At 46.9% G+C, this 14,523-nt stretch carries 14 protein-coding genes; 9 read left to right on the top strand and 5 right to left on the bottom strand.

The annotated features are described in order from the left end of the window. Window positions 1-190: 190 nt before the first annotated feature. Window positions 191-1,408, top strand: a complete 1,218-nt coding sequence (locus ACI0FF_RS13315; protein WP_419797299.1) for a DUF2325 domain-containing protein — start codon at window positions 191-193, stop codon at window positions 1,406-1,408. 7 nt (window positions 1,409-1,415) lie between these two features. Here ACI0FF_RS13315 and ACI0FF_RS13310 read toward each other — a convergent pair whose 3' ends face one another. Both ACI0FF_RS13310 and ACI0FF_RS13305 read right to left on the bottom strand, forming a co-directional pair. Further along, on the bottom strand, window positions 1,416-2,138 hold the full coding sequence (locus tag ACI0FF_RS13310) for an RlmE family RNA methyltransferase (protein ID WP_419797298.1): 723 nt from the start codon (window positions 2,136-2,138) through the stop codon (window positions 1,416-1,418). A gap of 99 nt (window positions 2,139-2,237) precedes the next feature. Further along, window positions 2,238-3,248 (bottom strand): Ppx/GppA family phosphatase, encoded by a 1,011-nt coding sequence (locus ACI0FF_RS13305; RefSeq protein WP_419797297.1) that lies wholly within the window; start codon window positions 3,246-3,248, stop codon window positions 2,238-2,240. 239 nt (window positions 3,249-3,487) lie between these two features. Between ACI0FF_RS13305 and ACI0FF_RS13300 the strand changes: the two genes are divergently transcribed. The 7 genes from ACI0FF_RS13300 (at window position 3,488) to ACI0FF_RS13270 (ending at window position 11,602) form a co-directional block, all read left to right on the top strand. Next, complete coding sequence (locus ACI0FF_RS13300; protein WP_419797296.1) at window positions 3,488-5,578, top strand: methyl-accepting chemotaxis protein; 2,091 nt, start codon at window positions 3,488-3,490, stop codon at window positions 5,576-5,578. An 18-nt stretch (window positions 5,579-5,596) separates the two neighbouring features. Continuing rightward, window positions 5,597-5,830, top strand: coding sequence for a hypothetical protein (locus tag ACI0FF_RS13295; RefSeq protein WP_419797295.1), 234 nt, complete (start codon window positions 5,597-5,599; stop codon window positions 5,828-5,830). A gap of 282 nt (window positions 5,831-6,112) precedes the next feature. Next, a complete protein-coding gene (locus ACI0FF_RS13290) occupies window positions 6,113-6,373 on the top strand; it encodes a DUF4212 domain-containing protein (RefSeq protein ID WP_419797294.1) in 261 nt (86 codons plus the stop codon). Window positions 6,374-6,396: 23 nt separating this feature from the next. Next, the gene (locus ACI0FF_RS13285; RefSeq protein WP_419797293.1) at window positions 6,397-8,172 is read left to right on the top strand and encodes a sodium:solute symporter family protein; all 1,776 of its coding nucleotides are present in this window, start codon (window positions 6,397-6,399) and stop codon (window positions 8,170-8,172) included. A 187-nt stretch (window positions 8,173-8,359) separates the two neighbouring features. Then, window positions 8,360-10,213 (top strand): DUF294 nucleotidyltransferase-like domain-containing protein, encoded by a 1,854-nt coding sequence (locus ACI0FF_RS13280; protein ID WP_419797292.1) that lies wholly within the window; start codon window positions 8,360-8,362, stop codon window positions 10,211-10,213. A gap of 77 nt (window positions 10,214-10,290) precedes the next feature. After that, entirely contained in the window at window positions 10,291-10,989 is a 699-nt protein-coding gene (locus ACI0FF_RS13275; protein WP_419797291.1) for an exonuclease domain-containing protein, read from the top strand. 97 nt (window positions 10,990-11,086) lie between these two features. Next, a complete protein-coding gene (locus tag ACI0FF_RS13270) occupies window positions 11,087-11,602 on the top strand; it encodes a hypothetical protein (protein ID WP_419797290.1) in 516 nt (171 codons plus the stop codon). A 13-nt stretch (window positions 11,603-11,615) separates the two neighbouring features. Here the strand turns inward: ACI0FF_RS13270 and ACI0FF_RS13265 are convergent, their stop codons facing one another. Then, window positions 11,616-12,026, bottom strand: coding sequence for a bacteriohemerythrin (locus tag ACI0FF_RS13265; protein ID WP_419797289.1), 411 nt, complete (start codon window positions 12,024-12,026; stop codon window positions 11,616-11,618). Window positions 12,027-12,095: 69 nt separating this feature from the next. Continuing rightward, window positions 12,096-13,034 (bottom strand): tRNA dihydrouridine(20/20a) synthase DusA, encoded by a 939-nt coding sequence (gene dusA / locus ACI0FF_RS13260; protein ID WP_419797288.1) that lies wholly within the window; start codon window positions 13,032-13,034, stop codon window positions 12,096-12,098. Between the two features lie 187 nt (window positions 13,035-13,221). Here dusA and ACI0FF_RS13255 point away from each other — a divergent pair, with 187 nt between their 5' ends. Then, window positions 13,222-14,274 (top strand): tyrosine-type recombinase/integrase, encoded by a 1,053-nt coding sequence (locus ACI0FF_RS13255; protein WP_419797287.1) that lies wholly within the window; start codon window positions 13,222-13,224, stop codon window positions 14,272-14,274. Here ACI0FF_RS13255 and ACI0FF_RS13250 read toward each other — a convergent pair. Next, window positions 14,271-14,522 (bottom strand): pyocin activator PrtN family protein, encoded by a 252-nt coding sequence (locus tag ACI0FF_RS13250; RefSeq protein WP_419797286.1) that lies wholly within the window; start codon window positions 14,520-14,522, stop codon window positions 14,271-14,273. The two genes, ACI0FF_RS13255 and ACI0FF_RS13250, sit on opposite strands and share 4 nt — an antisense overlap. Window position 14,523: the final 1 nt, after the last annotated feature.

Here is a 14,523-nt window from a genome sequence, read left to right as displayed (position 1 = left end):
CTTTTTTTCAATAAATCGAAAATAGTTCTTGCAAATGATAATGATTATTAATAACGTTTTAAGTGTCCCGAGCACGGGATGCTGTGAAACGACCGTCTGGGCCTTGTGTTTTGGTTTCTTCTTCTCCCCAAAATGTAAGGCCCAGACAAATCGACAGCCTAGGTTCCTTAATGATGTTATGGAGTTTTCGATGTGTGATTTGCATAAACCCGATTTGATGCTCGAAACCAAACTAAAGATGATCCCTAAACGGCGCAAACTTTGGGAATTGGATGTTCATTGGCATTGTTCAGTTATTGGGACCTGTATTTCGCATGATGAATTGTGCAAACTTGGGCAAAAATGTAAGGCACCGGCTTATGATGGGCGGAGTGCAGATTATAAATTGCATGGTTTTATGGTTGGTAATGCGCGTCATTCCCAAGGAGTGGGACGTGTGTTGCACAAGTTTCTGGAACGTAAGTATGCCCGCACGATTAAAACATTTGCCAAAGCAAAAACATCTCACGAGGTTGAAGAGCTTTGGTTGGATGCATTTGAACGCGGCTATATCCCCGGACCGTTTTGGGCCGTCATGACCCATCAGGCGAGCTCGCATGAATTGCTGGCCCAAGTCTATGGTGAGGTACATATGTTGTCGCATTTGGAAGGGGCAAGTAACCGGGCTGATCACCGTGAAATTGCGGACTTAAAAGCAACAATAACGCTTATTCAAAACGACATGCAGGACCTTAATAGAACTCATCGTAAATCTATTGATAAGCGTGACCATCTCATCGGTAATTTAAAACGTGAGCTTTCAGATGCACAGGCCAAGGCCAGTCGCAGTGATGAACTTGAAGCGATGTTGCTGGCGGAACAGGAAGGACATTCTGTTGCACGTCTCGAAAAACGAATAGATTGCTTGACCGCCCGTGTTCTTCAGGAGACGGACCGCGCCGATCTAACTCAGGCGCGTTTACTGGAAATGGAATTGAAGTGTAAAGAAGCCTATGCCGCACTTTCTTATAAAGACGCCCGTATTCTTGAATTGGAACAGGAACTCCTGTCTTTAGAAAAGAATGCCTGCATGAAAGAACAAGGGTGCCCCGGCGGGGAAGATCTTTGTGGTCGTTGTATTGCCTATATTGGCGGGCAAACCAAGCAGGCCGCGTTCTTTCGTGATTACGTGGAAAAGAAAAACGGACAATTTCTCCACCATGATGGTGGCTTACATGATGGACAAGCGCGTTTGCAGGCCATTGTCGCCCAAGCCGATGCGGTCATGTTTCCGGTCACATGTGTCAGTCACGAAGCAACACGCGAGATTAAACGAATTTGCGCACAGCAATCCAAGCCCTTTGTGCCCTTGCGTAGTCAAGGTTTAGGGGCTTTTACCCGGGGGGTGGATGACCTCGCCCGAAATTAGGTGATAATCAGGATGCGTCGCTGAAGGTGTTCTTTCCGCGAAAACCGCTGGCAACCAAATAGGTTTCTGATGAATCCTTGCGGCTTGCCGGCGGTTTAGCGTGACGAACTGTTTGGAATTGCAGTTTAAGCTGTTTCAACAAATCAGCATCGGCTCCGCCTGCTAATACCTTTGCCACAAACCAGCCATTTGGTTTGAGAACTTCTTCTGCAAAATAAGCTGCTGCCTCAACGAGGGCAGTGATGCGAATATGATCTGTTTGCGGATGCCCACTGGCAGAGGCTGCCATATCGCTCAAGACCACATCAACTGGACCACCGATGACCTCTTTCAATCTATCAGGTGCATCATTATCCATGAAGTCGCCCACCAGCAGCGTTGCACCGGGGATTTCTTCGACTTCTTGTAAATCAATACCGATCACATGACCATCTGGATTTTTTTCGGCATCAATGCGTTCTGCGGCGACTTGGGTCCAACCACCAGGGGCGCAGCCCAGATCGACAACTTTCTGGCCGGGCTTTAAAAATTCAAACCGATCATCCAATTCAATTAACTTAAAGGCCGCGCGGGAACGATACCCTTTGCGGTGGGCTTCTTGAACATACGGGTCATTGAGTTGTCGTTGCAGCCAGCGTGTGGAAGAGAGCTTGCGTCCACGCGCAGTTTTAACGCGCACGGTTTTATCGCGTTTGGCTTGAACGGTTTTCCACTTCTTGCTTTGGGACATGGGGGTACTTTACGTCGTCAGGGGTTCTCGATAGGCATGATCGCCAGCTCGCATCTCTTACATAATCTTCTTTATAACAGAAATAAAGGGGTTTTGCGCCTATTCTTGCGCGCGCATCAGATTAAGCAAGATCCCTTCGCGAATGCCACGGTCTGCAATCGTCAGTTCCCCAACAGGCCAGAGTTTGCATAAAGCTTCCAAGATGGCGCAACCGGCAATGACCAAATCGGCCCGGCTGGTGCCAATACAGGGGTGTGCTGCGCGTTCATCACATTTCATCACCGCCAGGTTTTGGGAAACACGATGGATTTCGTCAAATGGCAGGCTCATACCATCGACTTTAGACCGTAAATAACGTGGCAACTTTAAATGAATTGCCCCAAGTGTGGTGACGGTCCCTGATGTTCCCAGCATTTGTACCATGCCATTTTCGACATCATGTGAGATCGCGTTGCGCTCATTGAAGGCGCGGAGTTCTTTCATCACGTGATCCTGAATAGCTTGATAACTTTCTTGTGTGACTTCTTCGGCATGGGCGTATTCTTCGGACACCGTCACAACCCCAATGGGGAGCGAGATAACATCAACAACTTGGGGATCACCAAGGCGGTCAAGTTCAATCCACATGATTTCCGTGCTGCCGCCACCAATATCAAAGACGAGAGCTTTCGGTTTTTCCAAATTCAGGAGAGAGGCGCATCCGGTTAGTGCCAAATTGGCTTCTTCTTCCGGGTTTATGGCTTCCAGGTCCAGTCCGGTTTCTTCGGCAACACGATTGAGAAAATCAAGGGTGTTTTCTGCGCGGCGACAGGCTTCTGTGGCGACGGATCGAACAAAGGTAACATTGCGATTTTGGATTTTTTTGGCGCAGACCAACAAGGCCTTGAGAGTCCGTTCCATTGCGTCTTCGGACAGGCGACCGCTTTGGGCCACATCTTCACCCAATCGGGTGATCCGTGAAAAAGAATCAACAACCCTGAATCCTTGGCGGGTCCGTCGTGCAATAAGCATCCGGCAGTTATTGGTGCCTAAATCCAACGCGGCATAAAGAGGCATAAGGGCGGAATTTTGCACACCCTGTGCTTTTTTACGCTTCTTTCTATGCTGCATATGGTTCGATGCCACTTTGTTTTTACGCTCCGCTTCGTAATTTTTTTTATAACGAATACCCCTGAATTCTTTTTATACGATGAAGCCGCCTGACAGGAAAGGGGAAAGAAAGGAAAAAAGAGGAAATGCTGTCATAAGGATGAAATGCTTTAAGGTTTAATGTTTTTATACTTGTGGCTAAATTGTTTCGATGATTTAATAATTTTATAATTAAAATTAAAAGCTGGGGATATAGTGTGATGTGGGATCGTTTGTCCTTGGGCGGGAAAATGGCCGCTCTTTCTTCTTTAATCGTGTCTTTGTGTTTGATTGTCGGGATTACAATTGCAACCAATCAGGCATCAAAAACAACATTGGAACTTGCTTTGGCCGATGCGGCGGATATCGGGCGAACGCAAAGTGCGAACGTAAAACTGCAATTGGACAGCGCCATGTTGGTGGCGAAAGAATTGCAAAAAACATTTATGGCGATGCGGCGTTCCGGTGTTAATGATCGTTCCGCCTATGATGCTATTTTGGAAGATACGATGAAAACGCATCCTGAAATAGCAGGGGCTTGGGCCGGGTTTGAGCCAAATGCGTTTGATGGACGCGATGCGGAGTTTGAGGGCAAAGAACCGCATAATATAAAGTCCGGACGCTATGTTACCTATTTTTATAATTTTGGCGGTGGTGTAACACCTTATTATTTGACCAGTCTGGATGTAGACCCCTCAGACCCGACAGGGGATTATTACAACGTACCGTTAAAAACAGGAAAGCCGTTTGTCGTGGACCCTGTCATGTACAATATTGATGGTGTTGATATTCTTCTTCCGTCTTTTGTTTATCCGGTTTTGGATGAGGCGGGAAAACCCATTGGCGTGATTGGCGTGGATATGGCGGTTAATGATATGGCCGCCGAGTTTTCTAAATTACAGCCTATGGGGACGGGCCGCGTTTCTGTGATTTCAAATAAGATGAAATGGGTCGCCCATCCAGATAAGGAAAAAGTGGGTAAAGATCTGGATGATAAAGATGCCAAACAGGTTTCCGCTGTGAAAAAAATGGCAGGGACAGATGTTGTGATCGAAGAAATTGGTTCGGCCCACCATTTATTTTTGCCCATTCCGATCATGGATATGAAAACCCCGTGGTATGTAGAGGTGGAAATTCCGACGAAAACGTTGACCGCGAGCGCCGATCGCATTGCGTTAAACATGATCGTAATTGCCGTTGTCCTAGTGATTGTCTTATGTGTCTCCTTGCTGTTTCTTGGGCAGGTCATCATTCGTAAACCCTTACAGAACTCGGTTGGTATTATCAATGAGTTGAAAAACGGTAATTTTGAAGTTGCTGTGACAGGACGTCGCCGAAAAGACGAGATTGGTGAGATCAATACGGCGCTGGAAATTTTCCGCGATGATGCCAAGAAGATGCAGGAGATGGAGGTGGTGCAGCAACGTTCTTTGCGCGAAGCCAGTCAGCAGGGTGCAGAAGAACGGGCGAAAATGGCAGCAGACCTTGAGGAAACATTAGGCAAGACGATTGCGCTAATCAACGCAGCGGCAACGCGGATTAAAAATGATTCAGAAGAAATGTCATCAACATCTGATCAATCTATGGAACAAGCCGTGCTTGTAGCCAGCAGTGCAGAAGAGTCCTCTTCTAATGCGCATGCTGTGGCTTCTGCGGCGGAAGAGTTATCTGCTTCTATCAATGAAATCAGCTCTCAGGTGCAATTGTCATCTTCCACGACACAAGAAGCCGTTGATGAGTCAAAACGCGCAAATGAAATGGTTTTGCGTTTGTCTACTGCTGCTGAGAAAATTGGTGAAGTTGTGAGTTTGATTACAGATATTGCGGCCCAGACCAATCTACTTGCCTTGAATGCAACGATTGAAGCCGCTCGGGCTGGGGAAGCTGGCAAAGGGTTTGCCGTTGTCGCAACCGAAGTAAAGAACCTTGCAAATCAAACGGCACTTGCAACAGAGGAAATTTCTCAACAGGTGGCTTCTATTCAAACAGAAACCCGTGGGACGGCTGCTGCTATCCAAACGGTATCTTCCACTGTTTTAAATGTGAATGAAATTGCTGCAACGATTGCTTCGGCGGTTGAACAACAAGGGGCAGCGACACAGGAGATCTCGCATAATGTACAGCAAGCGGCGGCCGGGGCGGCAGAGGTTACGCAAACAATTTCGATGGTGCGTGAAGGGGCGATGAGAACAGGCGAACAAGCAAAGGATTTGCAAGTTTCAATTTCGGATATGAGCAATGCCATTGTTGGCTTGGATGAGGAGGTACGCGGCTTTCTTGAAACGATCCGCAATGTAAAGATAGAGGCATAAAAAAATCTTTTAACTTGCATGAATGCGGAAGAATCTATTTTAAATTGCTTAAAAAGCGGTCAAATTCAATTTAGATTTGACCGCTTTTTCGTTCCAGATAACGCAGGTTTCGGTGGTTTCGTAAAGATTCTGGCGTTGAAGCTATGCGAGATTCGGAAATCAGGCATGAAAAAAACGCATATTGCACCGCACAATGTAAAAAAAATAGGCGGTAATACCAGAAACGCTAGAGTTCCCCTGCTTTTTAATTGACTTTGGTCAATCTCGGCGGAAACTATAGAGTTTGTGGAATTTTATAAATTTAGAATACTTCTTCGCATGCGCAAAAAGTTGTTTCATTACCGTACAATATTTTAAAATTTCTCAATTATTTTTGCATTGATGACTGGACCGAAGGTGTTTTTCTAAGGTACAAAATTGCGGGTTACGGCGCTTACTTTGTAACAAAGTTGTCGTAAAATAATTTTTTGTAACAATAAACCGCTGCTTTCCATGCGGCGGAAACTCTCGATCTGTAGGGGAGGCTTTTTTTAAATGAGTACACATGATGGACAAGGTTATTGGACGGCTAATATTCGTCTCGTGACTTGGCTGCTTGTTGTTTGGGCAATCTGCTCTTATGGCTTTGGTATTCTCCTGCGTGACGCGCTGGATGCTATGGTACCGTTTGGTGGTGTTGGACTGGGTTTCTGGTTTGCACAACAAGGGTCAATTTTCGTCTTCTTGGCTTTGATTGTTATCTATACCAAGAAAATGGGCCAAATTGACGCTGATTTCGGCGTACGCGAAGACTAATAATCGTCTGGGGAATGACTTAAATGGATCTTACAACTCTTACGTATATCTTTGTGGGCGGCTCTTTTGCGCTCTACTTTGGTATCGCAATTTGGGCCAAGGCTGGCACAACGGGTGAATTTTATGCTGCGGGTCGCGGCGTACACCCGGTGGCCAACGGTATGGCCACAGCGGCAGACTGGATGTCTGCGGCTTCATTTATTTCCATGGCGGGTTTGATCTCGTTCATGGGTTATGACGCGTCTATCTTCTTGATGGGCTGGACAGGCGGTTACGTGCTTTTGGCTCTGTTGCTGGCACCGTACCTGCGTAAATTCGGCAAATATACGGTGCCGGAATTCGTTGGTGACCGTTTCTATTCTACTTCTGCCCGTGTAACGGCGGTTGTTTGCTTGATCGTTGCATCTGTAACTTACGTTATCGGTCAGGTAAAAGGTATTGGTGTTGCGTTCTCTCGCTTCTTGGAAGTGGACTTCGTAACTGGCCTGTGGATCGGTATGGGTATCGTTGCGGTTTACGCTATTCTTGGCGGTATGAAGGGTGTGACATACACTCAGATCGCTCAGTACTGCGTTTTGATCTCCGCTTACACCGTACCGGCTGTGTTTATTTCTTTGAACCTGACGGGTTCTCCGCTGCCGCAAATCGGTCTGTTCTCCGGTACGGAAGACGGCACACCGATGTTGACAAAGCTGAACCAGGTTATCACTGATTTGGGCTTTGCGGAATATACCGCGCAGAAGGGCGGAACGATGAATATGATATTCTATACGTTCTCTCTGATGATCGGTACTGCGGGTCTGCCGCACGTTATCATTCGTTTCTTCACAGTACCGAAAGTACGTGATGCGCGTGCATCTGCCGGTTGGGCATTGGTCTTCATTGCGTTGCTCTATACAACGGCTCCGGCGGTTGGTGCTATGGCTCGCTTGAACCTGATGAACGCTGTTCAAGTTGGTGAAGTTGGTACGCCTGAAGGTAACTTGGCTTATGCTGAGCGTCCGGAATGGTTTAAAAACTGGGAAGCCACTGGCCTGTTGAAGTTTGAAGACAAAAACGGCGACGGCAGAATCCAGTACTACAACGACAAAAACAAGGAATTCGCTGCTAAAGCCGAAGCTTGGGGCTGGAAAGGCAACGAAATGGTTAAAGTTGACCGCGACATCATGGTTCTGGCGAACCCGGAAGTTGCGCAACTCCCGAACTGGGTAATCGCTCTTGTTGCTGCCGGTGGTCTGGCTGCGGCTCTGTCCACAGCGGCTGGTCTGTTGCTGGCGATTTCTTCTGCTGTTTCTCACGACTTGCTGAAGTCTACCTTCATGCCTGAAATTTCCGAAAAACAAGAACTGATGGCTGCGCGTCTTGCGATGGCGGCTGCGATCTTGCTGGCGGGTTATCTCGGTATGAATCCTCCGGGCTTTGCGGCGCAAACCGTGGCACTTGCCTTCGGTCTGGCGGCATCTTCCATCTTCCCGGTTCTGATGATGGGTATCTTCTCCAAGAAGATGAACAACAAAGGCGCTATCGCCGGTATGACAACGGGTATCGTTTCCACCTTGGTATATATCTTCACATACAAAGGTTGGTTCTTTATTCCGGGTACAAACATGCTGGCAAACACGCCTGCTAACCACCTGTTCGGGATTTCTCCGGAAGCTTTCGGTACAGTTGGTGCAATCCTGAACTTTGCAGTTGCGTTTATCGTGATGAACATGACTGAGCCGGTTCCGGAAGAAATCGAGCATATGGTTGAAGACATTCGTATCCCGAAAGGTGCGGGTGCTGCTCAAGACCACTAAGATCTATCTTGGTTGTCTGAATAGACCACAAATAAAGACGGGTTCTGCTGTTGGCAGGGCCCGTTTTTTTATTTTATTTTTTAGTATTCGTAAAATGCATATCCGATCCGATAGGGTATCACTTGACGAATGGTGGGAAAGAATTCAATCTACAACAAACGTATTTCATGTTGCAGGGGGGCACTATATGGACATTGAACTTATTGAGATCCGGGATTTTCTAAAAAACCATCATCCTTTCGATCTGCTGCCGGAAGCGGCGTTGGAAAAACTGCCGACGAGTATTGAGGTTCGTTATGCCCGGCGTGGCACTGTTTTGTTCGAACCAGGCGAAGAAAATAAGTTCTTGTGGGTTGTACGTACAGGCGCTGTGGAAACATTAGACCCGGAAGGCAACTTGCTTGCACGTTTGTCTGAAGGAGAATGTTTTGGTGTGCGTGCTATTTTGCGCGGCGGGATTGCGGTGAACCGTTGTGAAGCGATTGAAGACAGCCTTCTGTATTTAATGCCTGTTACTGAATTTGATCGTTTACGCGAGGCTTACCAGCAATTTGCATTCTTTTTTGCCCCTATGGGTGGGGATCGTCTGCGTTCTGCACGTGAATTAGCGGAAACAGGTGGTGAGACCGGAATGGGACTGATGTCGGCAAAGGTGCGCGACATGTTAAAACGTGCCCCGGTGACAACATCGGCGGATGTGACCATTCAACAGGCGGCCCAGCAAATGTCTAAAGAAGGCGTTTCTTGTCTTCTGATTACGGAAGCTGAAAAATTAATAGGAATTGTCACAGACAAGGATTTACGCAATCGGGTGGTGGCCAAGGGCATTGCTTATGATCATCCCTTGTCGGAAATTATGACAGCTAACCCAACTTTTATTCAGGCTGATGATTATCTTTTCGATGCCTTACTGACGATGTCACGCAGCAATATTCGACACTTACCCATTATTGATAACGGCGAGGTTGCCGGGGTCGTGACCACAACAAATATTATCCAGAAACAAACGACCTCGATGGTTTATCTGGTGGGTGATATTTACAAACGCAACAGCATCGCTGGCTTGCGTGAGGTTGTTAAACAGGTTCCCGCAATGGTAATGAACCTTGTTGATACAGGCGCAAGCGCTCATAATATTGGTCATGTGGTTTCCACCGTTACCGATGCAATTGCCACACGTTTGTTGCAATTGGCGGAAGAAAAATTTGGGGAACCGCCTGTGCCTTATTCATGGATTGTTGTGGGTTCTGAAGCACGCCATGAACAGACGGCATTGTCCGATCAAGATAATGGTTTGATCTTACATGACAGCTATGACGAAGCCCTGCATGGGGACTATTTCCGCAATCTTGCAAAGTTTGTCAGTGATGGATTGAATGATTGTGGTTACATCTATTGTCCGGGGGATGTGATGGCGACCAATGATAAGTGGCGCCAACCCTTATCACAATGGAAAAACTATTTTGCCAAGTGGATTGATACACCGGAACCCGAAGCCTTGATGTTATCGAGCGTCTTTTTCGATATGCGCAGTATTTATGGAGAGGAAAGTCTCTATACGGAATTGCGTGACTTTGTTTTGAAAAAAGCCACCGGCAATCGTATTTTCTTGTCTTTCATGGCTGGCAATGCTTTGACCCATCAACCGCCGCTCGGCTTTTTCAAAAATTTCGTTCTTATTCGAGGCGGCGAACATGATCATACATTCGATCTCAAACACAATGGGGTTGTCCCGATTATTGATCTCGCCCGGACCTATGCGCTGGATGGCGGATTGATGGAAGTAAATACGGAAGACCGCTTGAAAGCGGCTGTTGAAAAGAAAATCATCAGTCAAGCGGGTGCAAATGATTTGTTGGATGCGCTGGAATTCATTAGTATTACGCGTCTTCGCCATCAAGCCAAACAAATCCGTAATTCGCAAAAAGCGGATAACTTTATGCCACCGGATGATATGTCGCATTTTGAGCGCAACCATCTTAAGGATGCCTTCAATGTGGTGAAAACCATGCAGTCGGCTTTAGCTTCTGCCTATACCTAGAATATTTTGATTTAACGCAAATGCGTCGTCGCAGGTTGAGATAACCTGCTCGGGATTTGCTCTAAGAGACGACTGTTATGTGGAAAAGAATATTCGGCCCGGATCTGCGTCGCGAATGGTATCTGATCAAGATGCCGGAAGGGCCGATGAAACAATATTATCGAAAACCGATCCCATGGCCCGAAACTGATTATCGGGAACTGGAATATCTGTGCATTGATCTGGAGCTGACAGGATTAAACCCGCATACTGATGAAATACTCAGTATCGGTTTTGCGCCTATCGTGGATCAACATGTTGTGTTGTCTGAATCCGCACATTATTTGGTGCGCCCTTCAGGCGATTTACCCGAAAATTCGGTTGTTGTGCATGGGCTGATGGATGACCGTTTGGCTGAGGCAGAGCCATTGGAAAATGTTTTGCCGCATGTCCTGATGGCATTATCCGGGCGTGTTTTATTGGCCCATCATGCACCGATTGAACTGGGTTTTTTGAATGTTGCGTGTGAACGGCTTTATGGGTATCCGCTTTTAACACGGGCTGTCGATACGCTTGAACTTGAAAAACGCATTCGCTTACAACGCAATCAGCCGATTGATGGTGGTGTCCTCAGGTTGGCGAAGGCGCGCGAGACGTATAATTTACCGCGTTACAGGGCGCATAACGCTTTGGTGGATGCCGTTGCTTCCGGTGAATTGTTTCTTGCCCAAGCCGCACATAAGGCGGCAAAGGGCGAAAAATTGATGTTGCGCGAGCTTATGTTCAAAAATCGTTGAAAAAGGCGAGAATTTGATAGGAAAAGCTTGAGTTTTTTCTACTTTCTGCGCATTTTCTCAGACCTAGTTTTTTAAGAACGAGAAAAGATTTTTTCCTATGTGGGATATTATTATTGCGCTTTGTTTGGTTGCGGTTGTTTGTGGGCCGGTTTGGGCGATTGCGCGCTATTTACGTGTTGATCTACCCAAATTTATTTTGCCGATGCTGGCCGGAATTTCCTTGCTCAGTTTTAATGCGTATATGCGTTACACATGGGGAGATCGCACCGCAGAGGCATTCCCGCCTGAAGTGGTTGTGCTGAAGGAATATCGTTTCTCTTCCATCTTTGAACCATGGACCTATCTGGTACCGCGCGTTTCGCATCTTATTGCGGCAGATACCACGCAGACACTCACCAACGAAGAACATCCTGAAATCATTATGGGGGCAACAGTGATGATGCAGGAACATCAGGAAACGTTGAATATGACGGTTCTGGTGAATTGCGAGCAAGATATCGTTGCAGTTTTGCCGACCAAGCAAATTGCAGAAGGCCAAAATCCGCTTGAACTTGCGCAATGGTCCGGGAAGAATGAGTTCCCTTATATCGCAGATTTTTATTGCAAGAAATAACCGTTTTCTGGGTCTACAACGTGCCTTGTTTGATGTAATCACGGATTTTCAGGTCTTTTTCGACCATATGTTTGACGATCAGGGCGCGTAAGAAGTTGATGGAAGGCGATACTTCAACTCCGTCTTTAGTTTCTTGCAAATCCTTGAAGATTAATTCGGCATCTTGGCGTAGAATTTCATGATGCTCTTTATGCGCGCTATATTCCGGGAAGCCGATATTCTTCATGATCTGTTCTTCATAAGCAAAATGTTTGAGTGTTTCACCTATGATATATTCGAAACGTTCAACTAGGACAGCTTGTGGTGAACCTGCTTCTATCGCATCAATAAACTCGTTGAACAACTGGAAAAGCGCAGCGTGTTGTTCATCGAGGCCGAGCAACCCAGTGCTGAGTTTCTCATTCCAGTCGATTTTGTTGGGCACGAGTAGATCTTCCTAAAATTTTTGGCGGATATTGCCTGCATTTTAGAATCATTTCAAGTAAAAATGGGCTTATTCAATCAACCGGGCGGCTTGGCGAATGACATCGCCGTTGGCGTGGGGGTGGAACATATGTTCACTCAGGTAACGCCGCCATGCTTTGGCCCCGCGTTCCCCTTGGAACAGGCCAAACAAATGTTTTGCCATATGCCGGACATAGATGTCCTTTGCAACCTTGTCATCGACATAGGGGAGGAAGGCGGCAAGTGCCTCTTCGCGGGTGATCACAGGGCGTGTGTCGCCATAAATCAACTGGTCGGCATTTGCCATGATATAGGGCGTTTCATAAGCGGCCCGTCCGATCATCACGCCATCGACCTTGTCCAGATGGCTGGCGGCTTCTTCAACCGTTTGAATGCCACCGTTGAGGATAATTTCAAGATGTGGAAAATCTTTTTTGACCATATGTACGATATCGTGACGCAGGGGCGGGATCTCCCGGTTTTGTTTGGGACTTAAGCCTTTCAGCCATGCCTTGCGCGCATGAATGATAAAGGTTTCACATCCGGTTTGTGCCACCCGATCAATAAAGGTACAGAGCAATTCATAACTATCCAGATCATCAATGCCGATCCGATGCTTGATGGTGACGGGAATATCACTGGCATCCTGCATCGCCTTGATGCAATCAGCCACCAAATCAGGCTCCGCCATCAAACAGGCACCAAATCGCCCAGCACTGACCCGATCACTGGGGCAGCCGACGTTCAAATTAAACTCGTCATAGCCCCATTCTTTTGCAATTTTACAACATTGCGCCAACTGCGCCGGATCACTGCCGCCCAGTTGCAAGGCAATGGGATGTTCAACATCGCTATAATCCAAAAAACGCCCGGGTCCATCCTTACTGAAAATAATCGCCGGGGCGACAACCATTTCCGTATAAAGCAAGGTTTGCTTGGTTAACCCCCGCATAAAGACCCGCTGATGACGATCCGTCCACTCCATCATCGGCGCCACGGATAACCTGCGGTCTAGAGTTTTCCTTGTGTTCTGTGGGTTTTTGGCGTTTTTCTGAGGCATGTAGCTTTACTTCAATTACTTTAAATTACTTTTAACTGCTTTTGATTCCGTTTGACGCCGTACCAAAAACGTACCAAATTGGTTGGACAGGGGAAATGGTACGGAGGGTTTTAGCGTGGCTTACTATACAGTTCAGCCAAGAGAAGGTAAAGCAGGTATGCGATACCGCTGCCTTGTAAGGTTTTCTGCGGATAATGGCAAAGAGAAATCCAAGTCAAAAACATTCGGAAAAAAAGCAGAGGCCGTGGCATGGGGGAAGCGAGAGGTTGCGGATATTGAAAAAAATGGTACGTCTGATGTCCCGCATGGTGCCAAACTGTTTGACTTGCTTCATAAGTATTTGAACGACCCGCATGTGAAGGTAGGACGCTCAAAACGTTATTCGCTGGAATTGATATCGGATTGCTCCATTGCGAATATAACGATTGACCGGTTGGCAGCGAAGCACATCACAGAATTTGCAAAAGACAGGAACAGTGCCGGGGCGAAACCTCAGACGGTCGCTGCTGATATATCAAATTTGCGGTCAGTTCTACGGTCCGCAAAAGCTTTATATGGCGTTTCAATTGATGAGACATGCGTCAGAGAGGCGATGGGTACGCTGCAAACTTTAAAGCTGGTGGGGAAGGCTGAGCGAAGGAGCCGCCGACCACTATCTGACGAACTTGAGCGATTGAAGGAAGGCCTGCAAGAGCGTGAGGAAAAGAGCCCACAGAAAACACCATTTATAGACATATTGGATTTTTCAATTTTGTCGTGTATGCGGATCGGTGAGGTTTGCTCGATCTTGTGGGATGATTTAGATAAGACTGATAAGTCTGTCTTGGTTCGGGATAGAAAAGACCCACGTAAGAAGGTGGGGAATCATATGAAAGTGCCTTTAATTGGCGGTGCTTATGAAATTATTTTACGGCAACCTGTGACGGATGACCCGCGCATCTTTCCTTTTAATGACCGAACGATTACTGCTGGATTTCAGAGAGTGCGAAATAAGCTTGGTATTGAAGACTTGCGATACCACGATTTGAGACGGGAAGGAGCAAGCCGATTGTTTGAAAAAGGGTATAGCATTGATGAGGTGGCGCAAGTAACGGGGCACAGAAATCTAAACACATTGTGGCAGATTTATACGGACCTTAATCCCTCTCGATTGACAGAGAAGGATTAAAGGTCGCCCGTCCATTCGCGTTGTGCCTGTTCACGCTGACGATCAATTAAAGAGGCCAAGTCATTAATGTTAATGAGCCAAGGAGCGCGTTTATTGTCCTCAAGGCGAAATGCCGGCACAGGCAGTGTACCTGCCTTGGCCTTTTCCATTGCCGTTTTTTTTGCGCATCCGAAAAACTCTTCGCAGATATCTGTCAAATGAACTGTCGGTTTTTCAAATCTGGCTAAGAGCAAGTAAGCTGTATTCATT

Source organism: Terasakiella sp. 4MB5A, from assembly GCF_050058155.1.
Classification (GTDB): domain Bacteria; phylum Pseudomonadota; class Alphaproteobacteria; order Rhodospirillales; family Terasakiellaceae; genus Terasakiella; species Terasakiella halodenitrificans.
This window is presented reverse-complemented; position numbering and strand designations above follow the sequence as displayed.